This window comes from Pseudoflavonifractor sp. AF19-9AC (genome assembly GCF_003478995.1).
GTDB lineage: Bacteria > Bacillota > Clostridia > Oscillospirales > Oscillospiraceae > Lawsonibacter.
Genome location: NZ_QUGI01000001.1, coordinates 109,421 through 136,003, shown reverse-complemented (window position 1 = coordinate 136,003; position 26,583 = coordinate 109,421). Strand labels below are relative to the sequence as shown.

Genomic DNA, 26,583 nt, shown 5'->3' with positions numbered 1-26,583 from the left:
TAAATGACACAAGAACAAGAAAAATATATGGAAGCCAAACATGACGCCCTCAAAGCCGCAAAATCATTTAATGAGTTAACCCCGCAGCAGAGGGAACAATTAGCAAAAGAACTTTTGGGCGCAGAAGTTTTTGCTGCAATGTGCAATATGATGCGGCAGTATTTTGTTGGAGGAACGTCTAATGGATGAAATTATTCTTCACGATTTTGAGGAGCCAAATCCTGATTGCCAATTTAACTATCTACTTGATACTGCGGCAGTCAATCGGTTTGCAGAACACAGAGACTGGATTGATATAGCAGAGAAATCACTTGAATTGGGGTTTCATTACTATAAAACAGCCAATCAAGATTATGAATTATCCGGTCGAGGCGCTAAAACTTACGACGCAAACTGTATACCCCATGTCAAAATCACTGACAATTTTAGGGCAAAAATGATAGCATTTGACGAGATACTAAAGCGTCTAAAAGTTAAACGTTTATCAAGTATAGCGTCCCTCATGAAAGGCCACTGGCTTTTAGACGGCACATATCGAATCCTCGATGATAAAAGCAAAGTGGGCGAGATGACAAAAGAAATATTTCAGTTTGATGAAAAAACTAGAGCAGAAAAGCCTTTTGCCCAACACTATGATGCTATGTCGGCAGAAGCTGCCATGTATCATGGATGTACTCTGGTGAGTGATGACAAGAATCTACGAAATATCGTTAATAAATATTTTCCCGAAAGAGCGATACCAACGAAAGACTTAATTGATTATATCCAGGCGCAATTAAGATAAGGAGGTCACACCATGACCAACTTCTCCTTCCTCCAATGCAAAACCGAATACGCCCTCTTTGCCCCGGCGTGCGTGGAGGCGGAGAAGATTTTTGCCTCCGCTCCGGCACTGTGCGCCGTGGGGTGCCGCAAGGCGCTGGAGCTGGCGGTGAAGTGGGTCTATGCCGCCGACACCACTATGAAGCTGCCCTACAAGGACAATCTCCAGTCCCTCATCCACGAGCCGTCCTTCCGCTTTGCCGTGGACTCCAACACCTGGGGCAAGTTTCCCTTCATCATCAAGCTGGGCAATCTGGCGGTACATACGGAGCGCAGCGTGCAGAAGAGCGATGCCCTGGCGGCGCTCCGGGGCCTCTTTGAGTTCGTGGAGTGGATCGACTACTGCTATGGCAGCGACTACCAGGAGCGCAAGTTTGACCCCTCCCTCATTCCCTCCGAACAGGTGGAAGTGGACGCCGCCAAGGTCAAGGAGCAGGAGAGCCTACTGGACGAAAAAGAGGCCCAAATCGAGGCATTGCGCAAGCAAATCGAAGAGATGGCCGCCCAGTACACGGCAGCCAAGGAGCAGCACCAAAAGGCACGCACTTTCCAGCCGGAGGACCTCTCCGAGTTCAAGACCCGGAAAATCTACATCGACGTGGATATGAAGCAAATGGGCTGGAAATTCGACGGCCCCGACGCCAATGTGCGGGAGGAGTACGAGGTGGAGGGCATGGCCGGCGTGCCGGGTCAGCCCGGCTACTGCGACTATGTGCTCTTCGGCAAGGACGGTCTGCCCCTGGCGGTGGTGGAAGCCAAGCGGTCGAGCAAGGACCCCAACATCGGGCGCAAGCAGGCGGTTTTATACGCCGATTGCTTGGAGCGGAAGTTTGGCCGCCGCCCCATGATGTTCACCACAAACGGCTTTGAGACCTATTTCTGGGACGACCAGAGCGGCCCTCAGCGGAAGGTCAGCGGCATTTTCAGCAAGGACGATTTGCAGAAGCTGATGAACCGCCGGGAGGAGCGGCAGAACCTGGACGACATCCCCATCGACGACAAAATCACCGACCGCTACTATCAGAAAGAGGCCATCCGGGCCGTCTGCGGTCAGGTACAGAAGGGGTTCCGAAAGCATCTGCTGGTCATGGCCACCGGCACCGGCAAGACCCGGACAGCCTCCAGCCTGACCGATGTACTGAGCCGGGGCAAATGGGTCACCAACATCCTGTTTCTGGCCGACCGCACCGCTTTGGTGAAGCAGGCCAAGGACGATTTCAAGAACTATCTGCCCGATATGTCCCTGTGCAATCTCTGCTCCAACAGGGATGACCGAAATGCCCGCATTGTGTTTTCCACCTATCCTACGATTTTGAACGCCATTGATGATACGAAATCCAAGGACGGGCGGCAGCTTTTCACCCCGGCCCACTTCGACCTCATCATCATTGACGAGAGCCACCGGAGCATTTTCAAGAAATACCGGGCGATTTTCGAGTATTTTGACGCCCTGATGGTGGGCCTCACCGCCACGCCCAAGACCGACGTGGACCGCAACACCTACGACTTTTTCGAGATGGAGCACGGCGTGCCTACCTACGCCTACGACTACGAGACGGCGGTCCATCAAGACCATGTGCTGGTGCCCTACTACAACTATGAGGTCAAGACCAAGTTTCTGGAGGAGGGCATCACATACGACGACCTGTCCGAGGAGGACAAGGAGCGCTATGAGGATGATTTCATCGAGGATGGCATGATGCCGGAGTTCATCCCCTCGGCGGCACTGAATAAGTTTGTGTTCAACGAGCTGACGGTGGACACGGTGCTCCAGGATCTCATGGAGCGGGGCATCCAGGTGGCCGGCGGCGACCGACTGGGCAAAACCATCATCTTTGCTCAGAACAAGCGCCACGCGGAGTTCATTCTGGAGCGGTTCAACAAGCTCTATCCCCATTATCACGGGAAGTTTGCCCAGCGGGTTATCTGCGATGATGCCTACGCCCAGACTATCATTGACGACTTCAAGCAGGCGGAGAAGGAGCCTCACATCGCCGTATCCGTGGACATGATGGACACGGGCATCGACGTGCCGGAGTGCGTCAATCTGGTGTTTTTCAAGAAGGTGCGTTCCAAGGCGAAGTTCTGGCAGATGATTGGCCGAGGTACCCGGCTGTGCAAAGGACTCGCCTGCATCGACCAGATTGACGGGGAATACACAGACAAGCGCCGTTTTCTGATTTTTGACTACTGTGGCAACTTTGAGTATTTCCGGGAGCACAAAGAGGGCTATGAAACCCAGGAGACGAAAACTCTGTCGGAGAACATCTTCGGCAAGCAGGTAAAAATCGCCATGGCCCTCCAGGAGAGCGCCTTTGCCGGAGAGGACTATCAGGCGTGGCGGGATGAGCTGGTACAGTCCTGCCATGGGCAGGTTGCTGAGTTGCAACCGGAACTGATTTCCGTGAAGCTGCGGATGCAGTATGTGGAGAAGTTCAAAAAGCCGGAGGCGTTTGCCTGCATCAGTGAGAGCGATAAGGGTGAGCTGCTGGAGCATATTGCGCCCCTGGTTCGGCTGAACGACACCGATGAGTTTGCCAAGCGCTTTGACAACTTCATGTATGGTCTGATTCTCGCCAGCATGGAGCAGCTGCCGGCGTTTCGCTATGCCCAGCGGCAACTGCGGGACACCGCCGCCCTTCTGGAGCGCAAGGTCAGCATCCCTCAGGTGAAAAATAAGCTGGATGTGATTCGGGAGGTTCAGGGCGACACCTTCTGGGAGGCGAGCGATATCCTGCGCTTCGAGTGGGCACGGAAGGAACTGCGGGATCTCATCAAATTCCTGGATGAGGGCGGCGGAGAACAGAAGCGCATCGTCACCAAGCTCACCGACCCGGTCATTGACCGGCAGGAGGGCTCCCCTCTGGATGCCGCCTATGACTTTGAGGACTACCGTGCCAAGGTCAACCGCTATGTGAATGAGCACGGGGACACCTTGGCCATTTACAAACTGACCCACAACATCCCGCTGTCCGTGGGCGACTATCAGGAGCTGGAACGAGTGCTGACCAGTGAGCTGGGCAACAAAGAGGACTATGCCCGTGAGTTTGGCGACACACCATTTGGACTCCTGGTACGAAAAATTGCCAAGCTGGACCACGACGCAGCCATGCAGGCCTTTTCTGCATTTATCAATGACCAGTCTTTGAACCAGAACCAGATTGCTTTCCTGCATAAAGTCATCAATCATATTGAGCTGAATGGATACATGGAAAGCGTAGCGGTGCTGACCAAGCCGCCCTTCGATAAACCCATTAGCTTCTTGAAACTGTTCGATGCCAAAACCCGGGACTCCATCGTCGAGGCCATCAATCAGGTGCGGGAAAACGCCGTGGAAGTGACGGCGTAGTTTATCATGTTTATTGGAGATAATTATGAGCCGCAAACACAAACATACTCATCCACGCACCATCAAATTAAATGCCACATTTCACGCGCCCAAAGCTGGGACCTATAAATACGAAGGGAATATTTACTCAAAGAAATTCAGAATTTTGGGCGAAGATGGGGATGCAGTCCCACTGGAAAACATTCATATTGAACTGAGCCGTAGCCGAGAATCATGCGAAAGAAAAGGCGCTAAAATCCTTTGTAATATTCCACATATGCAGACCGCGTCATTATCGCCGAACGAAGCCTTGCTCACTTTTGATTACGTGTATGCGGTAGATACTAACACAAAATGCGTAGATGGAAGCTGGCTGTCCGCTGGATGCGTATGCTACCTTGCCAGCTGCCAAAAAATTGAGACACAGTATAGACATGAATTCTCATTAATACGGCAGGTTACCTCTACAAATACATTCTGTCGGTATCAAATGGAGCAACACGTTTGGAACGACACAATCGCTTTTATACAAACAATCGTACCTTCTGACTGTACTGTAGCTCTTGTTGTAGATTGTGACCTGGAAAACATTCAGAAATACAACGAACGTTTACTAAAAATCAGAGATGCTGCATATCTTCCTGAGAATTTCACATTAATCTACGCTTCAGCAGACAACAAGGATACTATTGCAAATAAAATGATTTCCTTTTGTGATTCCTGTGCAAAAGAAGCTTTAGCCAAACTAATATCTCAAAAAAAGCAAGAGAGCGAGTAAGCGTTTCCATATCTATCTTCCGGGCCTGTGCAACGCCCATCCCGGGAGAGCGTACGGTTCGCATCCGTAAGGTCGTCGGTTCGATCCCGATTAGGTCCACCAAGAACGGAAATCGCCGCAGTGAAAACTGCGGCGATTTCTCATTTGACCATAAAAATACCACAGACGGATTTCTGTTTTGACCACTCGATGGGCACTTCCTTTCGGGAGTGCCCGCTTTTTGTTTACAGTCCCACAATTCCTGAGTCCCCGACGGCACAGAAGCGATTTGCTGATCCCAGTTCTCGGAGTTATCATTCAAGGCAGAGCAAACCGGCCCAAGAAAAGTCTCAGGCCGGTTCATGTATTTATGGTGCATATTATTTTTGCTGGGTAAAGGACATAAGCATTGACTTTTGCTTTAATTATAATATTTTCTCTAAAATGATATAATTAAAATGGCCTATGATAAAATGACACCCCATTGACCAGTTTCATTTCAGTCCCAAGCATTGAATACGATCTCGCCCACCGTTTGCGGATTCCAATAGCGGATCTGCTCCAGTTCTTCCGGGCTCAGCTCCCCGCACAGGCCGCTCCAGTCCTGGTTCAGCTCGGCAAGGCTCAGAAAGCGCGCCGGGTCTTCCGACAGTTGGAGCCATTCCGGCTGGCCAGCCAGAACAAATCCGCCGGAGGCATCCCGCTGGGCAAAGGCTGCATAGGGGTAATGGACGTTTCGCAACACAAAGATGGACTGGCCATATCTGCTGATTTTGGCAGAATAGAAGTTTCTTGGGTATGTATCTGTGTCCAATTCTGTCACATTCCCGCCATTTTCCATGGCAATGGAGTAGCACATCTGGCAGAACGCTTTTTCGTCCAAATGCGGCGGCGGAGCGGTGTCTGTGCCCCAAAATCCTGTAATTCCTTTCGGAAGTATCATTTTCATCGTCCTCTATTTGCGGTTGTGTTCTTGAACATTCTTCAAACAAGCCTTTTTGTGATAACCTCATCCACCGGTTCCAGTTCCTTCTCCAGTACACATTGCAGATCCCACAGCATTTGGGGTTCTTCTTCGCCCTCAACAGTCAGTTTCCCTGTAGACTCCCAGCGGCAAAGAATTCTGTAAAGAGTGAGGGCTTCGTGCTCATTTAATTCAATCTTCATCATTCTATCTCCATCAGCGCATTAGGTCATCTATGTAGTTACCGTCAAGGTCAAAAATCGCGGTATAAATTGCCACAAAATCGCCCTCATCATCATAGATGTCCATACTGAACGCAATGCAGAGCAAGGGCGTGTCATACATATAATTTTTCTCAAATGCGGCAATTTTCCGCTTAAACTGATAGGTTTTCGCCACACTCCGGTAATCTGCTCGCATTTCTTTCTGAAAATCCTCCGGATTATCATCGTACCAATTTTTCAGGTACCTCATCATGCACTGCTTGGTTTTCTCAAATATCTCATACTTTTCAAGGTAATCATCAAACGGCAACCCGTTCAGCAACATCTCGCTCATGACATACAATTCTCCTTTAGTCTCCCAGGCCGGACAATCCGTATCCATGCTCCATGGCTACATCACATACATGACCCAATTTATCCGCAAAACGCCGGATCTTTGGGAAGGACAGGCCATATTGCTGGATCACTCTGTTTTCTTCTGTGCCGTGTTCCTCAAGCCACTTGACGATGGATTGCGAAAAAGTCTTGATTGCCGGAACCTGGTCCGCTTCCAGTTGGATTTCCCTGTATGGATCGAATTGATAATAGTATGTATAGTTTGTGAGTTCGTCTCTGATATCGTACAGGAAGTGGCCTATTTCTTCCGGTTCTGATACCTCGTGATCTTCCATCCTTTTTTCGGGGTCCATCGACGCAATCTCAAACGCATGGTTAAGGTCTTTGGCTGCATATATGTCAAGTGCCATAATTTCTTTGCTCCTCTCAGTCTGTGTTTATTCCTTACTGTCTACCCACATCAGGACCTTTCTGCACCTGGGGCAGTGCCACGCCGGGCACTCCGCCAGGGTCGACGGAATGGTAATGGTCTGCCGGGTGAGCAATCCCGCAATTCCCTTTTTCCTCTTCTCTGTCTCTGAGGTAAACTCATACCAACTTTCAAAACCAGCACCAACGCACCCCGCTGTGCCTTGCTCCATCTCAGCGCCACAATCTAAACAGTTCATAGTTCAATGCCCTCGCTTTCCGGCTCCTCAAACGGCAGCCTGATCGGATAAAAGTCCAGCACAAAGTGCTCCTCATCCATTTTTGTATTTGGATGGCAGTCTGAGCGGCCAAAGGTCACATCCCCGATCCGGTGGGTGAAGTCCTCCGCGCAGCTTCCAAAGGCCACATACTGACAGCCGCAATATTCCAGGTATCCGTTCTCGTCCAGCTCCAGCGGCATAGTCTCAAAGGGCTTTTCAATATCCACCCCCAGGGAGTCCAGATAGCGGGCCACCTCAGGATAAGCCGTCTTCACCCTGGCGCAGTAGTTTTGGCAGTAGCCGCAGTTACAGAGGCTCTCAGGGCCACGACTACTGTAATAGGCTCTTGTTTTTTCAATATCTGCTTCCATAGCCTTTCCTCACACCAGAAGCCACTTCTGACCGTCCGGCATTTGGCGAAGGTTTCCCGGTATCCGCTCCAGTACTTCCCCGGTATCATAATCCCGCACCAGAACCTCCTCCCGGTAGTCCGGGTCCTCATACCAAGCCGAAGTATACAGCCTGTTTCCTTCCAGAAACTCAAAAAACTCATGGTCCTCTATCGCAAAGTCCCTACGTTCCGGCCAGATGATCTGAAACTGATTGTCATGGGCTGACCGGGTCAGCATAAGCGGTGAGGCCTCCAGCATGAGATTGTAGCAGTCCTCCACAATCGAGAGAGGCAGCACTGCCAGCGGCTCAGTGGTTTCCTCTGCTTCATGGAAGGTCAGAAGACGAATCTCTTCCTTTGGAAAATCTACCATCAGCAGTACCACCCGCCCGTCGTGATACACCGGTCTTCCAAGATATTGCCCCGACTTTGTGCGTACCGGCTCATAGACCATGCCCTCCGGGCAGTGGACCAGGACAAGCCGGTTTTTCGCAATGGGATGACCGCTGCGGAACAGCTCCTCTGCCTCGTATAAATCGTTGCTGACATAGTCGGCACCCCAGTACCATTTGCTGCTGCCAGGCAGCGGCTCCAGATTGGTAATCCCATTTGTGATGATGCACTTCATATCATATCCTCCGGCTATATCTTGATGAAGTTCTGAGATTATATCACAGTGAATGGAGGATGCTCATGAACATTCTCTTAAGGTTTCTTAATCTTTGGGCGCAAAATTCCTCCTTTTGTTTAAAGTCTCCCAATTCCTGAGCCGTGTACAGCACAGAAATGACTTGCTTAATCCTGTCCATAGAGGTACAATGCATAGCGGAATGAAAAACGCTCCCCGTCTCTGTCGGCGAAAGACACCGGCAAGGGCTGGGGAGCGTTTCTGACCGCAGAAATACTACAGACGGATTTCTGTTTTGACCGCTCAAAGGGTGCCCCTTCTCAGGAGCACCCTTCTTTTGTTTGTGTGGCTCAATTTTTGAGCTAGGGCTATCCTAGCCTCTTGAACTACTATAATTCTCTTCCCTATGCGGGATTGACTTTGGAATGATACCCAGAACCACATTGTGGGGCAAGGGTCTCTTTTTATCCTTACATTTCAATTGATCAATAAAGCCGCCAGAAGCAGCATCTTTTTAGTATGCTTCCGGCGGCTTTTTCACCCCGTCAACGCTTTTATTTAATGTTGCGGATCTGATCAATCCTGCTTTGCAGAGTGTCCATCTGGTCTTTCACGTTTCCAATCAGGGGAGCACCAATGATATTTCCTTCGCCGTCCACCACATAAGTGGTAGGATAGCCGGTAATATCAGCGATAAAATCTTTATAAAAATCATGTTCTGGATCAGGAGAAATATTCTGATAGGTTACACCCTTCTCTTTCAAAATGCTCTTGGCCAGTTCCAATTGCTCCTCATTTTCACCTGAATCCGCCCCAACGCCGATCAAATTGATATTATCCTTCTGAAACTCCTGATACATTTCCTCCAGTTCGGGCATTTCTGCAATACAGGTACCACAACCATTGTTCCAGAAGTTAACAATGGTGACATCGTAATCTGCAAAAATATCATTGGTGATGGTATTACCTTCCGTGTCCGCCTCCGAAAATTCCGGGAATGGGGTCTTGGACACCAGATCCTGCTTCTGAGAGCCGCAGCCCGTCAAAACGGCTGCACTCATTGCCAAAAGCAGGCACAGACTAACAATTCTTTTCATATGCTTCTACCTTCTCTCTGTCTGTTGATTTCAAGGAAAAAGTCCTGCTGATCGCCTGATGGGGGCAAGTGCGGATACAATCCCCGCACCGAATACATTCTGCATGGTTCGGTGTGCGGAATACATCCACATCCATGTTGCACACCTTGCCGCAAGCACCGCAGGAAGTACATCTGTCTGCGTCAACATGGAACCGGTAAAGGGACACCTTGTTCAGCAGGGCGTAAAACGCGCCCAATGGACAGATCCACTTGCAGAACGGGCGATAAAAAAACACAGAAAGCACCACAATGCCAAGCAAAATACAGCTTTTCCATGTGAACAGTTCTCCAAGGCTGGCACGGATACCCGCATCAGACATGGACAGTGGGATGCCGCCTTCCAGGATACCGGCCGGACAAATATATTTACAGAAAAACGGATCGCCCAGTCCCACCTCATTCACAATCGTCATGGGCAAAACGATTACGAACACAACCAGAATGACATATTTGAGGTAGGTGAGGAAATGCAGCTTTTTTGTGCTGAATTTTTTGGTTGGAATCTTATGCAGCAGCTCCTGAAACCACCCAAACGGGCACAGGAAACCGCACACGACACGTCCCAGCAGCACCCCCATCAAAATTAAGAATCCTACGATGTAATAGGCAAACTGGAATTTTGAAGAGCCGATTACAGCCTGCAAAGAACCAATGGGACAGGAGGCGGCAGCCGCGGGGCAAGAGTAGCAGTTCAGGCCGGGGACGCAGACAATTTTGGAACTGCCCTTGTGAATCTTCCCCTGAAAAAAGTTCAGGAAAAATGGGTTGGAGGCAACAGTCGCTGCCAGATGGAATTTCCAGCGGTGTTTATTCTTAGCCAATGCCTACACACTCCAAGCACAAATTGATCCCCTTACTCAAAACTGTTGCCGCCTCTCCCCGCAAAATGCCGGCTCCGATCATAACCATTGCTGCCGCCAGAAGAAATAAAGGGGCTTTGCGAAGGTTCATCCCATCACCGCCATCCCACCGCTTTCACCATCGGCTCCGCTGGCCATCTCTTTTTGCATCTCCACAAAGCTGGCTGCGGAATCTGCAAGAGCTTCGCTCTCTACTGCGGAGCTCCATGCCGAGAGGAAGGAGGCGTTCACGCACCAGGAGGACGCATTGGGCTGTCCCTCGATCATTTCCGCGTAATTGCCGACGGCAACCTTCAGGGAATCGTTGTAATGAATCACAGGAAACGGCGCGCCCTCAAACTGTTCGTTTCCATCCTGGCTTTTGGTGCAAACCAGAATTTCCGCCCCGTTTTCCTTTACCCCCTCGTAACCGTCAACCAACGCCTGATAGAACGACTCTGCCCCAGGGTCGTCCGGGTCAAGGAAAACAAACAAGGTGACATCTGCCATCTGCTCCCGGGTAAACTCCTCTCCAGAGAGGGTTGTGGTAGAAAACTCCCCAATAGCACCCGCTTCCGTTTTACTTGCGGCGGGAACACTCTGCTGCTGCTCATACTCGTCCGCCCACTCCTGGGTGACCCAACCCTTGTCCACCGCGTCCTCAACGGTCAGGCTTCCATTTTCAATGGCCTGCTCGACCTCGTCCAGACTGGGTTTCTGGCTGCCGCAGGCTGCCAGGGACAGTGCACATGCCAACGCCAACATAAGAATGGTCAACCGTTTCATAAAAAGAACTCCTTCTGCTGTTTGATTTGCAGAAGGAGTATAGCATATCCCATATAAAGCCGCTGTTAAGACGAAAAGATGATCTCAAATATACTGCCGCAAGGCTGATTGGCGCGAACCATGATTTTGGCATGATGGCGCTCCAAAATTTTTTTGCACACGGCAAGCCCTAATCCGCTCCCGCCAACAGTCCGGCTTCTGGATTGATCCACCCGAAAAAACGGTTCAAACACGGTGTTGCGGTAATCTTCCGGGATGCCTTCCCCCTGATCGGCGACCCACACCTTCAGAAAATCCCGCTCCTGTCGGAACGTGATGGAGATCACCGTTTGTGGCGGGCTGTATTTCACGGCATTTTCCAGCAAGTTGTAAAAGACCCGCTCCAGCAGATTGTCCTGCCCCAACACAAAACATTTCGTTTGCTCAATCTGGATCTTTATTTCTTTTTCACCCGCCACTCCGGACAGTTCCTCCGCTACATCGCAGAGCAGCGGATACAACGGAACGGGGCTTGTTTTCTCCAGCGGCAAATCTTTGCTGAACCAAAGCAAATCCTCGATCAGCTTGGACAACCGTTCCAACTGCAGGCTCATGGCGGTCACCATTTCCTGCGTTTCGGGATTTTGACGTTCGGACAGAGCAAAGACATCCAGCTTTGCCCGCATGACGGTCAAAGGCGTCCGCAGCTCATGGGCAGCATTGGCGGAAAACTCTTTTTGCAGAAGGAACGACTTCTGCAAATCTGTCATCATCTGGTTGAAGGATATGGTCAGCTGTCGGATCTCATCCGCACTTTGCGGAAGGGCAATCGGCTCCCCCAGGTTTTCTATGTTCCGCCGCTGCACTTCGTTTGATAAATCCCGAATGGGCTTAAGCACATATCCCGCCGCAAAATAAGTAGCAACGCTTCCAACAAAAACAATGAAAACAGTAGCGATTACGGTTTTCTGCTGAAAAACTTGATAGTATGCATTGCCTATGGGCTCAGCGGGCTCCAACGGCAGAATGGGCGTTGAATTCTCATCCATCGCAGGCACCACAGTAACAGCTTTCATCATATGAGCCGCCGACACATTGGACAGCAGCGTCAATGTGACGCAGGAAACCAGCAGAAACAGACTGGCAACCAGGGTAAACCGGATCCGCAGCGGAATCTTTTTCAGCATAAAAGGTATCCCTCCCCGATTCTCGTTTGAATGGGGTCGCGCCCCAAGGGGCTTTTCAGTTTTTTTCGCAGCGCGGACAGATGTACCCGGACGGAGTTGCTGAACGGATCTGCATCCCCATTCCAGACGTGTTCAATCAACTCCTGCTGGGTGATCAGGCGTCCCTGATTCAACAGGAAATATTCCAAGATAGCGAATTCTTTTGTTGTAAGGCTGATGGGTACTCCGTTGATTTCCATGGTTCGATTCAAGGTATTCAACGTGATTTCCTGATAGGTCAGGCAGCTGGACTGCTGGACAAATTTTCGGTTTAACAAAACGCGGATACGCGCTTCCAACTCAGCAAAATGGAATGGCTTGGTCAAATAATCGCTGGCTCCCAGTTCAAAGCCGGACAGCTTGCTGTCCAATTCGGAATTGGCTGATAAAATCAACACGTTTGTTTGAGGCCGTTCCCTCCTCAGTTCCTTCAAGATGGAAAAGCCGTCCTTTCCGGGCAGGTTTAAATCCAATACCACCAGATCGTATTCTTCATCCAGTGCCATTTGGCAGCCCGTTTTTCCGTCATTCGCCTGGTCGACGGCATAGCCTTTTAACGTTAACCCCTTGGCAATATCTTGCAGTAATTCTGTTTCGTCCTCAACAATTAAAATTCTCATTGATAAGATTTCTCCACATTGAATGAGTTCCAGTATTTCTTTTGAAATATCAGGCACATTGTAACAGAAAAGTTTCTCGTTCACAACGTCACCCAACTGGAATAAAAGAAAACATATCTGCTCCATGCGCCAGTCTCCATGTCATCGCCTTTCTGTTCGCTCTTGCGAACAGAAAGATAACAAAGAAAACGGGCGATATATACCGTATTTTTGGCATATCCAGCCTGTTTTTTACCAAAATGCCCGTTTTTGTGCTGTGCGCAGCCTAAAAAATGGGCCATTTTAGGGGTCAAAAAGGAGAATAGCGGAACGAACTTTTTGTGATACAGTAATAGTAAGAAGAAGGATGCACCATTTGGTGCGTCGGAACAGAACAGGGAATCGGAAAGGGCCATGGCCCTTTCCCGGTATGGGGAACCCCATACCGGGACCGCTCCGCCCCGGGAAACACAAAAAGGCGGCCCGCCGCCGCGAAGAGGAGGTACTGTATGAAAAAACGGATGCTCAGTCTATTGACCTGCCTGGCGCTCTGCCTGAGCCTGCTGCCCGTCACGGCGCTGGCGGCGGATGGAACTGCCGACTGGGCCGCAGATGCGGTGAAAACGCTGAACACAATCTATACCGGCAGCGAAAGCGGCCCGTTTTCCAACAGCACGGGTGAGATGACCGAAGGGGATGCCGCAATCATTGCATCAAGCGCAGGCTGGACAACGGCCAAGGTAACTTTGGGCAGTACCACGCCGCTTTCCCGCGGCACGGCCTGTGAAGTGCTGGTGGATGTGTTCGAACTGCCGGTGCCGAGCGGCACAAGCGCTATCCAGTACCTGTATGACCAGAACATCATCAGCAGCAAAGCGAATGGCGATCTGGCAGAAAACGACCCGGTGAGCAAAGCCGAGTTCGCCGTGCTGACCTACCGAGTGCTCAATTTCGTGGGCGGCGGCCTGGGGTCCAGCGTGGCAGAACTCAAGCCCGGCACGGAGGAGTATTTCGCCTGGATGTATCTTGCCGTGCGCAAGTGTGTGCCCTTTGAAACCGCAGAGGGGCAACTGAGCGGTCAGATGTCTAGTACAGAATTGGCTACCTCGGTATGGGATGCAAGTGCAAATGACGGTGAAGGCGCATGGGTCGACCAGCCAAAAAAAGGTGAAGATCTCTGGAACGCCTGGGCCGCAAGATTGCATAGCCTGCTGCCAGAGAATGTAGAACCTGAATTTAAGCCTACATACAATATGGCGGAAAACACTACCCTCCTTGAAGCCGCAAAGATGATGGTAAACGAGTATATGAAGGCCGGCGGTTCGGCTACTATTTTCTCCGATGTTCAGCCTGACGATTGGCATTATGACGGCATCATGTATCTTGCCAACCAGAATATCGTCATCGGCCACGGCGACGGCCAATTCGGGCCGAATGATACTCTGCCCCGGTTCCAGTTTGCTTTGCTGCTGTCCATTATGGATGGAACGATCGAGAGTACAGATACAAACCCTGATCGCATATATAGGGCAGTTATCCATGTGCTTGATAAGGAATACATGAGTGGCACAAAGCCAACTGATGAAGACTGGGATTTTAACAGTGATATTAAGTGGGGTGCAGCCACTAAGACCACCCGGGAGGAAGCCCTTGCGGGCATCCTTATGATGATTAAAGGATTTCCTTTTGATGAGATGGAACGCGTTAATACCGCTATTCTGGATCGCTTTACCGACAAAGGTCAGAGTCAGATACCGACTGATAATTTCAAGCTCATTCTGGCCTATGCCGTCAGCATGGGCCTGCTCAGCGGCACCAGCGAAAATAAGCTATCTCTCACGGAACCTGTGACCCGCGCCCAGGTGGGTGTATTGGCCTACCGCACGCGGATCGGTCTGGACTCCAGCAAGATGAAGGATTACAAGGACAATGTCACCTATGTGTTCCCCGTTTCCGGCTCCGCTGCCGCATCGCCTGTCGTAGCTTTGCCGATGGCGAGAACCGGTCAGAATGTTACCCTGACCCTGCGGGAGGACTGGCGGCTGACCTCCGATCTGGACTTACAGGTTCCGGCGGATACGACCCTGACCATTGTTGGCAATGGCCACCACATCTACGAGATGGGCGGCAAGCTGACCAACAGCGGCAGCGGTACGGTCACCTTTGCGGAGGGCACCGCCCTCTATCCTGCCGCGGGTGATGAGAATATCAACAACATCACTCCCGAAGGCATCTGGGACGCCAAGGAGTCCAACGCCCTGATGGTGCTCCGCGCCGGGGAAGATGGTGACGTTTACTATAAGGTGAAGATTGATCAAACCCCCGGCGGCACCATCACCGTGGACAAGCTGGTGGCCAAAGCGAATGAGCAGGTCACCGTGACCGCCGCGCCGATCGACGGCTATGGTGCGGGACGCTTGGCGGTGCAGAGTTACGGCGATGGTGGCACCTTGGACACGACTCACTACTTTTTTGGGGGTTCCTCTTCGCGTTCCTTCACCATGCCCGACCGTGATGTCACCATCTCGGTGAACTTCGGGGAAAAGCCCGCCGCCCCCTCCTTCTCCCCTGTGGGCGGCGCCTATACCTCCCCCCAGAGCGTGACCATTGCTTCTCAGACTGACGGAGCCGCGGTCTACTACACCACCGATGGCAGCACCCCTACCAGCAATAGCATCCGGTATAATGGCCCCATCACCATTGACAAAACCACCACCCTCAAGGCCGTCGCAGTGAAGGGCGATGTCCATAGTGACGTGACCACCGCTGCCTACACCATCAGCACCGGCGGCGGTTCTACTGGCGGCGGAAACGGTGGCTCCAGCGACCCCACCTACTCCGTCACCCTGCCCGGCAGGGTGGAGGGAGGCACGGTCACCGCCAACAAGCGCTACGCCGAAAAGGGCGAGACCTTCCACTTCACCGTCACCCCCGACGAGGGCTGGGAGCTGGACACCCTGACGGTCACTGACCGCAGCGGCAAGAAATTGGAAGTGACCCACAAGGGCGGCGGCGTGTACGCCTTCCAGATGCCCGCCGGACAGGTGGAGATCGAAATCTCCTTCCGGGAGGTCAAACCCGAACCCCTGCCCTTTACCGATGTGAGGGAGGACACATGGTATTCCGAGGCGGTGCGCTATGTCTATGAGCACGGCCTCATGGCGGGCACCGGTGCCGCCACCTTCGGCCCCGACGTCACCACCAGCCGCTCCATGATCGCCACCATCCTCTGGCGCATCGCAGACAGCCCGGTGGTGAACTACGCCATGAACTTCTCCGACGTGCCTCAGGGCCAGTGGTACTCCGAGGCGGTCCGCTGGGCTGTCAGTGAGGGCGTGGTCTCCGGCTACGGCGACGGCTCCTTCGGCACCAACGACCCCATTACCCGGGAACAGTTTGCCCTCATGCTGTGGCGGCTGGCCCAGAACCAGGGCTATGACGTGTCCGTGGGCGAGAGCACCAACATTCTCTCCTATACGGATGTTTCGGAGGTCTCTGAGTACGCCATTCCCGCCCTCCAGTGGGCCGTGGGCGCAGGCATCATCAGCGGCACCGGCGACGGCTCCACCCTCTCCCCCCAGGGCCAGGCTACCCGGGCTCAGGCCGCGGTGATGCTCATGCGGTTTTGTGAAAAATATGTGACCTGGTAACCTTCCCAGGCGTTCAAAAAGTCCCCGTTTCATTCCCCGCATTCCCTGCAGAACAGGGGATGCGGGGATTTTTCTTTCCTGGGAGGCGGGCGGCGGCTCCTCCGGCTCCCCCCGCCTATTTGGAACGCAAACGCCGTACAAATGAAGAAGTCCGTTTTTCGAAGGGTTCGAAAAACGGACTTCTTTGTTCTGCTGCAAACGCTCTGCTCAGGACTTGGTTTTCCGCAGCATACGGCTTGCATTCAGAATGGCCAGCACCGACACACCCACATCGGCAAAGACAGCCATCCACATGTTGGCCATGCCGAAGGCGGACAGGATCAGCACCAGGAACTTCACCCCCAGGGCGAAGACGATGTTCTGCCGCACAATGCGCAGGGTCTTCCGGGCGATGGACACAGCCACCGGGAGTTTGGTGAGGTCGTCGTCCATGAGCACCACGTCCGCCGCCTCGATGGCGGCGTCGGAGCCCATGGCTCCCATGGCCACCCCCACGTCCGCCCGGGAGAGGACCGGCGCGTCGTTGATGCCGTCCCCCACAAAGACCAGCTGCTCTCCGGGCCGCTTTTGGACCAGCAGCTGCTCCACCCGCTCCACCTTGTCTCCGGGGAGCAGGCCGGCGTGGACCTCGTCCAGCCCAAGGGCTTTCCCCACCGCCTGGCCCACGGCGGGAGCGTCGCCGGTGAGCATCACCGTGCGGCCCACGCCCTCCGCCTTCAGCATCCGAAGAGCCTGAGGAGCGCTCTCCTTGATCTGGTCGGCCACCACCAGGCGGCCCAGGTACTGTCCATCCGCCGCCACATAGACCACCGTGCCCGCCGGTTCCCCGCCTTCCGGCACCGCCACGCCAAACTCCTTCATCAGCTTCCCGTTGCCTGCCAGCACGGTCCGGCCGTCCACCACGGCCCGGACGCCCCGGCCGGGGAGCTCCTCCGCCTGGGTGACCCGGCTGAAGTCCGCCTCCGGGCAGGCCTCCTGGATGGACCGGGAGATGGGGTGGGTGCTGAAATGCTCCGCCAACGCGGCCAGTTCCAGAAGCTCCTCCCGGCTGCCCGCGGCCGCCTCCGCCTCGGTCACAGCAAAGCGCCCCTGGGTCAGAGTACCCGTCTTGTCAAAGACCACGATGCCGGCCTGGGCCAGGGCCTCCAGGTAGTTGCCGCCCTTCACCAGAATACCCTGGCGGGAGGCTCCACCGATGCCCCCGAAGAAGCTGAGGGGGATGGAAATGACCAGAGCGCAGGGGCAGGAGACCACCAGGAAGATAAGGGCCCGCTGAATCCACATGCCGAAGGTTCCCAGCCCCAGCAGCGGGGGCAGGAAGGCTAGAGCCAGGGCGGCAAAGACCACCGCCGGGGTATAGTAGCGGGCAAACTTGGTGATGAAGTGCTCCGCCTTGGCCTTTTTGGAGGCGGAGTTCTCCACCAGCTCCAGAATCTTGGACACGGTGGAGTCCTCAAAGGGCTTGGTGACCCGGATGCGCAGCACCCCGGAGAGGTTGATGCAGCCGCTGACCACGTCCCGGCCCTCCCCCACCTCACGGGGCATGGACTCGCCGGTGAGGGCGGCGGTATCCAGGGTGGAGCTGCCCTCCGTCACCACGCCGTCCAGGGGGATGCGCTCTCCGGGTTTTACCAGAATGGTGTCCCCCACGGAGACCTCCTCCGGGTCCACCTGCACCAGCTGGCCCTCCTGCTCTACATTGGCATAGTCGGGACGGATGTCCATGAGGTCGGAGATGGAGCGGCGGCTGCGGTCCACCGCCACACTCTGGAAGAGCTCCCCTACCTGGTAGAAGAGCATGACCGCCACGCCCTCCCGGTACTCGCCGCAGCCGAAGGCGCCCACAGTGGCCACCGCCATGAGGAAGTTTTCGTCAAAGACCTGGCCGTTTTTGATGTTGCGGATGGCCCGCCACAGCACATCCCAGCCGATGATAAAATACGGAATGAGGTAGGGCACCCACCCCGCCAGGGAGAAGGCGGGCTGGCCCGTCTCGCTCACATGGCTCACCGATACAAAGGGGATCCCCACGGGCAGCCAGATGCGCCCGCCCCACAGGGACAACCCCAGCAGCAGGGCAAAGCTCACCAGAATCCGGCCCAGCATCTTTTTCTGCTTTTTGGTCATAACACGCCTCTCCTCCGTTCCGGCGCGCGTCCCCGAGGGAACAGCGCCTTATTTCAGCACAATCTCGCAGTCCGGCTCCACCTTTTTGCAGACCTTCACCGCCTGGCGCATGATCTCCTCCAGCCGGTTCTCCTCCGCCTCGATGGTCAGCTTCTGGGTCATGAAGCTGATGCTCACGTCCTGCACGCCGTCCAGCTTCCGGATGGCGTCCTCCATCTTGGCCGCGCAGTTGGCACAGTCCAGATCTCGCATTTTATAGGTCTTCTTCATAACGTTTTACCCCTTTCCAATCTGAATCCGCTTATTGCTCCGTAATGTGCTCCATGCCCTGGGACAAAATCCGGATGACGTGCTCGTCGGCCAGGGAATAGTAGACGGTCTTCCCCTCCCGGCGGAACTTCACCAGCTTGCTCCCCTTCAGCACCCGCAGCTGGTGGGAGACCGCGCTCTGGGTCACCTCCATGAGCTTAGCGATGTCACACACGCACAGCTCCCCCTCCAGCAGGGCATACAAAATTTTCACCCGCGTGCTGTCGCCGAAAATTTTGAACAGCTCCGCCAGATCGTACAGCGTCTCGTCCGCCGGCAGGAGACTCCGCACCTGCTCCACCGCATCCAGATGAACCTGACTCTCCTCACAGCAGGGCAAATCCCGTGGTTCCATAGGTTTCTCCTTTCTCAATATATGAACATGTATTCATTTGTTGATTCGAATATACTCCTGACATTCCATTCTGTCAAGAGGAAAATGCGTCGAAGTCTGGTATTTTTCCTTTTGGGCTGGTATAATGCAAGTTATCCTTTGGGACACAGTTTAGTTTCATTGTCTGCAACGGGTACCATATTCAGGAAGGAGTCTGATTTTGGATGAAGAATATGGATTTGCTGAATTTGCTGTTGGACCGGCGCAGCTGTCGGAAATTCCGTCCCGAACCTCTGGACCGGCCCACTCTGGCCGCCATTGTGGAGGCGGGGCGCTACGCCCCCAGCGCCATGAACGGTCAACTGTGCCGCTTCTATGTCATCACCGATCCCCAGATGCTGCAGCGCATCTCCGATACGGTCAGCCGCCGCCTGAAGGGCTTTGAGGAGAAGGACTGCCGCTACGGCGCCCCTGCCCTGGTGCTGGTGACCAATCAGGAGAGCAATGGCTGCGCTCTGCAGGACGCCGCCTGCGCCATGGAAAACATGATGCTGGCTGCCAGTGCGGTGGGGGTGGGCTCCTGCTGGATCAACCAGCCCTATCACCTGCGGAAGGACGAGGAGATGCAGGCGCTGCTCACTGAGCTGGGTGCCCAGTCCGGCGAGTTCCCCTGCTGCTCTCTGGCCCTGGGTCTGCCGGAGGGCCCCCTGTTCCCCGGACGCCGGGAGCACACCGGCAATGGGGTGACTTGGGTAACCGGCGAAAAAAATAGTTGAAAAAAGTGGGAACTTTTTTTCCGGGCCTGCGTCAAACCCTCTGACAAACGAAATGTGCTGAATTGACTCAGCTCGGAAAAGGAGTTTTACCATGAAAAGACGTGCATTCGCCCTGGCGCTGGCCTGCGCCCTGTCCCTGGCTCTGCTGACCTCCTGCGGAGGAAACAGCGGCAGCGGTTCCTCTGTGTCCGGCAGCGGCTCCAACCTGTCCGGTAGTTCCTCCTCCAGCCAGGATGGCTCTGACGTGTCCACCCCCGGCTCCTCTCAGATTGACGGCTCCCAGAGCGAGGGCAGCCAGTCCTCTGGCTCTGCCAGCTCTCAGCAGCCTGATGTCTCTCAGCCCGAGCAGACCAAGCTGACCCTGAACCGCACGGAGTTCGCCCTGTTCACCACCGGTTCCTCCTTCCGTCTGAAGGCCGCCGGCGCTCCCGAGGGTACCACCGTCACCTGGAAGTCCAGCAATGACAAGGTAGCCACCGTGGGCGAGGACGGCACCGTTACCTACGTGGCCGCCGGCAACGCCACCATTACCGCCACCGCCGGCGACCTGACCGCCACCTGCAAGGTGTACTGCAAGGCCGAGGATAAGCCCGAGCAGCCCGACAACGGCGGTTCCTCTTCCGGCGGCTCTTCCAGCTCCGGTTCCGGCTCCTCTTCCGGCGGCTCCTCCAGCCAGACCGTGGATCTGAAGGCCTTTGCCGACACCGTGATTGCCGACTACGAGCTGCCCTTCATGTCTGCAATGGACAGCACCATGCTGACCAATTACCTGCCCGGCCTGTCCGACCTGTCCGCCCAGCTGGCGGCCTACACCTGCCAGATGTCCCCCTCCCCCGCCGGCGACCTGGTGCTGGTGCAGGTGAAGGACAGCAAGGATGTGGCCGCTGTGAAGTCCATCTTCCAGGCCCGCATTGACAACATGGTGGGCACCGACGAGAATCCCGGCGCCGCCTGGTATCCCGAGCCCATCCGCATGTGGAAGGAAGATTCCCGCATCGTGTCCAACGGCAACTACGTGATGCTGGTGGTCTGCGGCGACTGCGATTCCATCGTGAAGGACTTCAACGCCCTGTTTTAATTTGATTCCCTGTTCCACATACTAGTTAAGCGCGCGTTTTACATCTCAAACGGCGGACGAGCGAGTCGTCCGCCGTTTCTATGAGGAGGCTTCCCATGGTTTTTTCCACCCCCATCTTTTTATTCTGTTTTCTGGTCCTGACCCTGCTGGTCTATTATCTGGTCCCCCGGGGTCTGCGCAATGTAGTACTGCTGTGCTCCTCCCTGTTCTTCTATTTCTGGGGCGAGCGGATCTTCGTTCTGATTATGCTCCTGTCCACCGCCATCGACTACACCCACGGTCTTCTGGTGGAACGGTGCCAGAAAAATGGCAACGACAAGGGCGCCCGGTGGGCGGTGGCCTCCTCGGTCATCTTCAATCTGGCCCTGCTGTTCTTCTTCAAGTACTGGGACTTTATTGCCTCCTCCCTCCAGGCCGTCGGTCTGACCTTTATGCCGGTGCTGAACACCCACTTACCCATCGGCATCTCCTTCTACACCTTCCAGACCATGAGCTACACCATTGACGTCTACCGCGGGGACGCCCGGGCCCAGCGCAACATCATTAACTTCGGTACCTTCGTCACCCTTTTCCCTCAGCTCATCGCCGGCCCCATCATTAAGTATAAGGATCTGGGCGACCAGATCGACAGCCGCACCTACTCCTCCGAGCGTTTCGCCAGCGGCGTGCAGATTTTCATGGTGGGCCTTGGCAAGAAGCTGCTCATCGCCAACAACGTGGGTATGCTGTGGGACACCTACAAGGCCATGGCTCCCGGGGACCTGACCGTGGCTGGGGCTTGGCTGGGTGTGCTGGCCTTCACCTTCCAGATTTACTTCGACTTCTCCGGTTACTCCGATATGGCCGTCGGTCTGGGCCGGATGCTGGGCTTTGAGTTCCTGCCCAACTTCAACTACCCCTATATTTCCAAGAGCATCACCGAGTTCTGGCGGCGCTGGCACATCTCTCTGTCCACCTGGTTCAAAGAGTATCTCTATATCCCCCTGGGGGGCAACCGCTGCTCCAAGTCCCGCTGGATGTTTAACCTGCTGGTGGTGTGGGCCGCCACCGGCATCTGGCACGGCGCCAGCTGGAACTATCTCATCTGGGGTCTCTATTTCTTCGTTCTGCTCATGATCGAGAAGTTCTTCCTGCTGAATCTGCTGAAAAAAGCTCCCGCTCTGGTGGGACACGTCTATACCCTGTTCTTCGTACTGGTCAGCTGGGCCATCTTCGGTCTGGAAAACTTTACTCAGCTCACCGCTTACCTGAAGGTCATGTTCGGTCTGGGCGGCGTGCCCCTGATCAACGGGGAACTGGGCTACTATCTGTCCAGCTACCTGCCCATCCTGTGCGTGGCCGCCCTGGCCTCCACGCCTCTTGGCGTGAGCCTGTACCGCCGGGGCAGCGTCCGGGTGCAGCAGGTGGTCTGCACGGTGCTGGTGGTTGCCGGACTGGTGGTATGCACTGCCTATCTGGTGGACGGCACCTACAACCCCTTCCTCTATTTCCGCTTTTAAAGGAGGCGTAGTACCATGACCAAAAAATACAGCATTTTCCTTACCGTTCTGTTCTGCGCCTTCATCGGCGGGGTATTTCTCATCAGCCTGCTGCTGCCCAAAAAAGAGTTTTCCCCCCTGGAAAACCGCTATCTGGAAAAGCCCCCCAAGCTGAGCCTGGAGACTGTGTCGGACGGCACCTTCATGGAGGACGCGGAGGACTATGTCTCCGACCACATTGTGGGCCGGGACTTCTGGGTGGCCGCCAAGGCCTGGAGCGAGCGCCTGAGCGGCAAGCACGAAAACAACGGGGTCTACTTCGGCAAGGAGGACACCCTCATCAACCGGGTGAAGGACCCGGACATGGACAAGCTGAACAAGGACATGGGCTATGTGGACTCTCTGGTGAGCAATGCCACCATCCCTGTCTACTTCGGCCTCATTCCCACCTCCGCCGCCATCTGGTCTGACCGGCTCCCCGCCGGGGCCCCCACCGCGGACGAGCAATCCATCATTGACCAGCTCTACTTCACCACCGGGGCCAATACCGTGGACCTGTATTCCGCCCTCAACGAGCACAACGACGAGGACATCTACTACCGCACTGACCACCACTGGACCAGCCTGGGGGCGTTCTACGGTGCCAACGCCCTGCTGGAGGCCATGGGAATGGAGCCCCTCAATCTGGACGACTATCAGAAGACCACCGTCTCCGACCAGTTCTACGGCACCACCTTCTCCTCCTCCGGCGTGCGGTGGGTGAAGCCCGACTGCATTGACACCTACGTCCCCGGGGACGGCGTCACCGTCACCTCCTACTTTGGGGGCAATCCCTCCCAGGGCTCCCTCTACGTGGACAGCTACCTGGACGTGAAGGATAAGTACTCCTACTTCCTGGGCGGCAACCAGGCTCTGTGTGTCATTGAGACCGAGCACACCGACGCCCCCAGCGTGCTCATCGTCCGGGATTCCTACTCCGACTCCCTGGCTCCCTTCCTCACGGAGCGTTTTTCCGAGATCCACCTCTTCGACCTGCGCTACAACAAGACCAGCCTGAAGAGCTATATCGAGGAGCACAACATCGACAATGTGGTGGTGCTCTACTCCTTCTCCAACTTCGTTACCGACCAGAACCTGTTCCTGCTTGGGCAATAAATAAGTTCAAGGCGGAGGCGCTCGTGCGCCTCTGCCTTGTTTTTTTCCCAAAGCTCTGGTACTATGGCAGAGAACAAGGAGGTGGAGGTATGACCCAATTTGACCCAAGGGCGCTGCGGGTGCTGGAGCGGCTCAAGGCAGCCGGGCACCAGGCGGTGCTGGTGGGCGGCTGCGTACGGGACGGGCTGCTGGGCCTTGCCCCTCACGACTATGACGCCGCCACCTCCGCCCTGCCCCGGGAAATTCTCTCCGCCTGCCGGGAGTTTCGGTGCGTGGAGACGGGAATTGCCCACGGCACCGTCACCGTTCTGTGTGAGGGGCTCCCCGTGGAGGTGACCACCTTCCGCCGTGAGGGGACCTACTCCGACCACCGCCACCCTGACCAGGTGGCCTTCACCACCAGCCTGGAGGAGGACCTGAAACGGCGGGATTTCACCATCAACGCCATGGCCTGGGGGCCGGAGGGGCTGACCGACCTCTTCGGCGGGCAGGAGGACCTGAGAACGCGTCAGGTGCGCTGCGTGGGCTGTCCAGACCTCCGCTTCCAGGAGGACGCCCTGCGCCTGCTGCGGGGACTGCGGCTGGCCGCCCAGCTGGACTTTTCCCTCCATCCGGACACCGCCGACGCCATCCGCCGAAACCCGCCCCAGCTCTCCCATGTGGCCTGGGAGCGCATCTCCGCCGAATTTGTCCGTCTCATCTGCTCCCCCGCAGCGGGTCGGATTCTGCTGGATTTCCCGGAGGCCACCGTCCAGGTCATTCCCGAGTTGGGGCCCTGTGTGGGCTTCGACCAGCGCAATCCCCATCACCGCTACGACGTCTACACCCACAGCGTCAGGGCGCTGGAGGCGGTCTCCCCCATTCCCGCTCTGCGGCTGGCCGCCCTCCTCCACGACGTGGGCAAGCCCCCCTCCTTCTCTCTGGACGGACAGGGCGTGGGCCACTTCTACGGCCACCCCAAGGTGAGCGCCCGGCTGGCGGAGGACGCCCTCCTCCGCTTGCGGTTGGACAACCACACCCGGGAGCGGGTTTTGCTCCTCGTCGCCCGCCACGACCTGCCAGTGGAACCTACCCGGCAGTGGGTGGGCCGGTGGCTGTCCCGGCTGGGGGAGGAGGCCTTCTTCCAGCTTATGGAGTTGAAGGCGGCGGACGGTCTGGCCTGCGGCACTCCCGCTGACGGACGTGAACAGGCTGGGAAGGAGGCGGAGGCACTGGCCCGGCAGGTGCTGGGAGAGCGCCCTTGCCTCACCCTGAAGGAGCTGGTGATAAACGGCCGGGACGCCATGGCCGCCGGACTGAAGGGTCCGGACATCGGCCAAGTTTTGCGCGCCCTGCTGGAGCAGGTGGCGGAGGGCACGCTGCCCAACGAGCGGAGTGTTCTCCTCCAGCGGCTGGAACAGCTGGCCAAGGCGAAAAAAGATTAAAAAAATCCCTCCGGAGCATCCGGAGGGATTTTTCTGTGCGGATAAAGGGTTCAGGACAGGCGGTTTCCGCTGAAATACCGCTTGGTCTCCCTGGCCACCACGCCGGACAGGGCTAGCAGAGCGACGAGGTTAGGAATGGCCATCATGCCGTTGAGGGTATCGGAGATGTCCCACATCAGCTTGCCGGACCCGGTGGCGCCCACAATGCACACCAGCACAAAGACAACCTTGTAAATCAAATTGACCGCCTTGCTGTCGTGGGTCAGGTAGCCCCAGCACCGTTCGCCGTAATAGCTCCAGCTCAGCACGGTGGACAGAGCAAAGAAGAGAAGGCTCACCTGGATGATGGTGCCGCCCAAGGTGCCGGGGAGGATGGTATTGAAGGCAGCCACCGCTGCCGCGCCGTTGGAGCTGTAAGTCGCCAGAGCCTCTTCCCCCAGCTCCAGGCCGGAGAGAACCACGGTGAGGGAGGTAATGGTGCAGATGACGATAGTGTCGATAAACACCTCAAACACGCCCCAGATGGCCTGGTCGCCGGGGTCCTTGTTGGAGGAGGCGGCGTGGGCAATGGGGGCAGAACCCAGGCCCGCTTCGTTGGAGAACACGCCCCGGGCAAAGCCCTGGCGCATGGCCACCACAATGGCGTAGCCGAACACGCCGCCGCCCACAGCCTCAAAGCTGAAGGCACTCTTCACGATGAGGGCCAGCGCGGCAGGCACCTCCGTGATGCGCAGGGCAATGACCACCACGCCGGCGGCAATATAGAAGATGGCCATAAAGGGCACCATGTAGGAGGTCACCTGGCCGATGCGCTGCACGCCGCCCAGAATGACGATTCCTGCCACCACCGCAAGCCCGATGCCGGTGACCAGGGGATCCAGGCCGAACAGGCCATTCATAGCCCCGGCAATCTCACTGCACTGAGCGATGTTGCCGATGCCGAAGGAGGCCAGGCCGCCCAACAGGGCGAAGATGACCGCCAGCCACTTCCAGTTTTTTCCCATGCCCTTCTCGATGTAGTACATGGGGCCGCCCTTGTGCACGCCCTTCTCATCGGTGACGCGGAATTTCAGCGCCAGGGCAATCTCAGAATACTTGGTGCACATGCCGAAAAAGGCGGACACCCACATCCAGAACACCGCGCCCGGGCCGCCCACAAAGATGGCTCCGGTGACGCCGGCAATGTTGCCCGTACCTACCGTGCCCGCCAGGGCGGTGGTCACCGCCTGGAAGGGGGACAGGTTGCTGCCGTGGTCCGCGTCCGACTTGCGGAACAGCGAACCCACCGTATTTTTCATAATGTAGCCAAACCGCCGCACCTGTACCCATCCGGTGCGGAAGGTGAGGAAAATGCCGGTCCCTACCAGCAGTGCCAGCATAATGGGGCCCCACACAAAGCCGTTGACCGCTTTGTTAATGGCAGTAATCGTCTCTAACATATCCTCGCTTCCTCTCCCTACTCATTTCTCCCGCTTCCTGCGTCACACTGCAGATTCCTGCCCGCAGTCCGCTGATTAGAGACAATTATACCTGATCGCATGCACAA

At 55.5% G+C, this 26,583-nt stretch carries 28 protein-coding genes and 1 tRNA gene; 11 read left to right on the top strand and 18 right to left on the bottom strand.

Going from position 1 to position 26,583, the window contains the following annotated elements; translation table 11 throughout:
• The first annotated feature begins 3 nt into the window (after positions 1-3).
• From DWX58_RS00635 to DWX58_RS00620, 5 genes are all read left to right on the top strand, one after another.
• Positions 4-189, top strand: a complete 186-nt coding sequence (locus tag DWX58_RS00635; RefSeq protein WP_118640870.1) for a hypothetical protein — start codon at positions 4-6, stop codon at positions 187-189.
• Positions 182-784, top strand: coding sequence for a hypothetical protein (locus tag DWX58_RS00630; protein WP_118640868.1), 603 nt, complete (start codon positions 182-184; stop codon positions 782-784). Before DWX58_RS00635 ends, DWX58_RS00630 begins: the two co-directional genes overlap by 8 nt.
• A gap of 12 nt (positions 785-796) precedes the next feature.
• Positions 797-4,171, top strand: coding sequence for a DEAD/DEAH box helicase family protein (locus tag DWX58_RS00625; RefSeq protein ID WP_118640866.1), 3,375 nt, complete (start codon positions 797-799; stop codon positions 4,169-4,171).
• Between the two features lie 25 nt (positions 4,172-4,196).
• On the top strand, positions 4,197-4,928 hold the full coding sequence (locus tag DWX58_RS15045) for a hypothetical protein (RefSeq protein ID WP_147382203.1): 732 nt from the start codon (positions 4,197-4,199) through the stop codon (positions 4,926-4,928).
• Positions 4,929-4,949: 21 nt separating this feature from the next.
• A tRNA-Ala gene (locus DWX58_RS00620) sits at positions 4,950-5,030 on the top strand.
• 376 nt (positions 5,031-5,406) lie between these two features.
• On the opposite strand, the gene DWX58_RS00615 is transcribed toward DWX58_RS00620, so the two are convergent.
• The 14 genes from DWX58_RS00615 to DWX58_RS15040 form a co-directional block, all read right to left on the bottom strand.
• Positions 5,407-5,790 (bottom strand): hypothetical protein, encoded by a 384-nt coding sequence (locus DWX58_RS00615; protein WP_147382202.1) that lies wholly within the window; start codon positions 5,788-5,790, stop codon positions 5,407-5,409.
• 101 nt (positions 5,791-5,891) lie between these two features.
• Complete coding sequence (locus DWX58_RS00610; RefSeq protein WP_147382201.1) at positions 5,892-6,077, bottom strand: hypothetical protein; 186 nt, start codon at positions 6,075-6,077, stop codon at positions 5,892-5,894.
• 10 nt (positions 6,078-6,087) lie between these two features.
• Positions 6,088-6,429, bottom strand: coding sequence for a hypothetical protein (locus DWX58_RS00605; protein WP_118640860.1), 342 nt, complete (start codon positions 6,427-6,429; stop codon positions 6,088-6,090).
• Positions 6,430-6,445: 16 nt separating this feature from the next.
• Positions 6,446-6,841 carry a hypothetical protein gene (locus DWX58_RS00600; protein ID WP_118640858.1) on the bottom strand — a complete coding sequence of 132 codons (396 nt, stop codon included), beginning with the start codon at positions 6,839-6,841 and terminating at the stop codon, positions 6,446-6,448.
• 27 nt (positions 6,842-6,868) lie between these two features.
• A complete protein-coding gene (locus DWX58_RS15480) occupies positions 6,869-7,099 on the bottom strand; it encodes a PF20097 family protein (RefSeq protein WP_118640856.1) in 231 nt (76 codons plus the stop codon).
• Positions 7,096-7,491 carry a hypothetical protein gene (locus tag DWX58_RS00590; RefSeq protein WP_118640854.1) on the bottom strand — a complete coding sequence of 132 codons (396 nt, stop codon included), beginning with the start codon at positions 7,489-7,491 and terminating at the stop codon, positions 7,096-7,098. Before DWX58_RS00590 ends, DWX58_RS15480 begins: the two co-directional genes overlap by 4 nt.
• Positions 7,492-7,500: 9 nt before the next feature.
• Positions 7,501-8,139, bottom strand: coding sequence for a hypothetical protein (locus DWX58_RS00585; RefSeq protein WP_118640852.1), 639 nt, complete (start codon positions 8,137-8,139; stop codon positions 7,501-7,503).
• A 554-nt stretch (positions 8,140-8,693) separates the two neighbouring features.
• Entirely contained in the window at positions 8,694-9,236 is a 543-nt protein-coding gene (locus DWX58_RS00580; protein ID WP_118640850.1) for a TlpA disulfide reductase family protein, read from the bottom strand.
• A complete protein-coding gene (locus tag DWX58_RS00575) occupies positions 9,220-10,098 on the bottom strand; it encodes a 4Fe-4S binding protein (protein ID WP_118640848.1) in 879 nt (292 codons plus the stop codon). Before DWX58_RS00575 ends, DWX58_RS00580 begins: the two co-directional genes overlap by 17 nt.
• Positions 10,091-10,228 carry a CD1871A family CXXC motif-containing protein gene (locus tag DWX58_RS15810; protein ID WP_279229842.1) on the bottom strand — a complete coding sequence of 46 codons (138 nt, stop codon included), beginning with the start codon at positions 10,226-10,228 and terminating at the stop codon, positions 10,091-10,093. The genes DWX58_RS00575 and DWX58_RS15810 overlap by 8 nt, the downstream gene beginning before the upstream one ends.
• The gene (locus DWX58_RS00570; protein ID WP_118640846.1) at positions 10,225-10,902 is read right to left on the bottom strand and encodes a hypothetical protein; all 678 of its coding nucleotides are present in this window, start codon (positions 10,900-10,902) and stop codon (positions 10,225-10,227) included. The genes DWX58_RS15810 and DWX58_RS00570 overlap by 4 nt, the downstream gene beginning before the upstream one ends.
• Positions 10,903-10,967: 65 nt before the next feature.
• Positions 10,968-12,068: a HAMP domain-containing sensor histidine kinase gene (locus DWX58_RS00565; protein WP_118640844.1), complete on the bottom strand. Its 1,101-nt coding sequence runs from the start codon at positions 12,066-12,068 to the stop codon at positions 10,968-10,970.
• Entirely contained in the window at positions 12,062-12,811 is a 750-nt protein-coding gene (locus tag DWX58_RS00560) for a response regulator (protein ID WP_347559141.1), read from the bottom strand. The genes DWX58_RS00565 and DWX58_RS00560 overlap by 7 nt, the downstream gene beginning before the upstream one ends.
• Positions 12,808-13,122, bottom strand: coding sequence for a hypothetical protein (locus DWX58_RS15040; RefSeq protein ID WP_147382200.1), 315 nt, complete (start codon positions 13,120-13,122; stop codon positions 12,808-12,810). Before DWX58_RS15040 ends, DWX58_RS00560 begins: the two co-directional genes overlap by 4 nt.
• A gap of 93 nt (positions 13,123-13,215) precedes the next feature.
• On the opposite strand from DWX58_RS15040, the gene DWX58_RS00555 reads away from it, so the two are divergent.
• Positions 13,216-16,356 carry an S-layer homology domain-containing protein gene (locus DWX58_RS00555; protein WP_118640842.1) on the top strand — a complete coding sequence of 1,047 codons (3,141 nt, stop codon included), beginning with the start codon at positions 13,216-13,218 and terminating at the stop codon, positions 16,354-16,356.
• Between the two features lie 207 nt (positions 16,357-16,563).
• Here DWX58_RS00555 and DWX58_RS00550 read toward each other — a convergent pair whose 3' ends face one another.
• The 3 genes from DWX58_RS00550 to DWX58_RS00540 are packed head-to-tail and all read right to left on the bottom strand — an operon-like array spanning position 16,564 to position 19,147.
• Positions 16,564-18,483: a heavy metal translocating P-type ATPase gene (locus DWX58_RS00550; RefSeq protein ID WP_118640840.1), complete on the bottom strand. Its 1,920-nt coding sequence runs from the start codon at positions 18,481-18,483 to the stop codon at positions 16,564-16,566.
• Positions 18,484-18,531: 48 nt separating this feature from the next.
• Positions 18,532-18,753 (bottom strand): cation transporter, encoded by a 222-nt coding sequence (locus tag DWX58_RS00545; RefSeq protein WP_118640838.1) that lies wholly within the window; start codon positions 18,751-18,753, stop codon positions 18,532-18,534.
• 31 nt (positions 18,754-18,784) lie between these two features.
• Complete coding sequence (locus tag DWX58_RS00540) at positions 18,785-19,147, bottom strand: metalloregulator ArsR/SmtB family transcription factor (RefSeq protein ID WP_118640836.1); 363 nt, start codon at positions 19,145-19,147, stop codon at positions 18,785-18,787.
• 203 nt (positions 19,148-19,350) lie between these two features.
• On the opposite strand from DWX58_RS00540, the gene DWX58_RS00535 reads away from it, so the two are divergent.
• From DWX58_RS00535 to DWX58_RS00515, 5 genes are all read left to right on the top strand, one after another.
• Positions 19,351-19,902: a nitroreductase family protein gene (locus tag DWX58_RS00535; RefSeq protein ID WP_118640834.1), complete on the top strand. Its 552-nt coding sequence runs from the start codon at positions 19,351-19,353 to the stop codon at positions 19,900-19,902.
• A gap of 91 nt (positions 19,903-19,993) precedes the next feature.
• Positions 19,994-20,980 carry an Ig-like domain-containing protein gene (locus DWX58_RS00530; RefSeq protein WP_118640832.1) on the top strand — a complete coding sequence of 329 codons (987 nt, stop codon included), beginning with the start codon at positions 19,994-19,996 and terminating at the stop codon, positions 20,978-20,980.
• Between the two features lie 95 nt (positions 20,981-21,075).
• Positions 21,076-22,479, top strand: a complete 1,404-nt coding sequence (locus tag DWX58_RS00525; RefSeq protein ID WP_118640830.1) for an MBOAT family O-acyltransferase — start codon at positions 21,076-21,078, stop codon at positions 22,477-22,479.
• Positions 22,480-22,494: 15 nt separating this feature from the next.
• Positions 22,495-23,613 (top strand): DHHW family protein, encoded by a 1,119-nt coding sequence (locus DWX58_RS00520; protein WP_118640828.1) that lies wholly within the window; start codon positions 22,495-22,497, stop codon positions 23,611-23,613.
• Between the two features lie 89 nt (positions 23,614-23,702).
• A complete protein-coding gene (locus DWX58_RS00515) occupies positions 23,703-25,037 on the top strand; it encodes an HD domain-containing protein (RefSeq protein WP_118640826.1) in 1,335 nt (444 codons plus the stop codon).
• Positions 25,038-25,087: 50 nt separating this feature from the next.
• Here DWX58_RS00515 and DWX58_RS00510 read toward each other — a convergent pair whose 3' ends face one another.
• Entirely contained in the window at positions 25,088-26,476 is a 1,389-nt protein-coding gene (locus DWX58_RS00510) for a sodium:alanine symporter family protein (protein WP_118640824.1), read from the bottom strand.
• Positions 26,477-26,583: the final 107 nt, after the last annotated feature.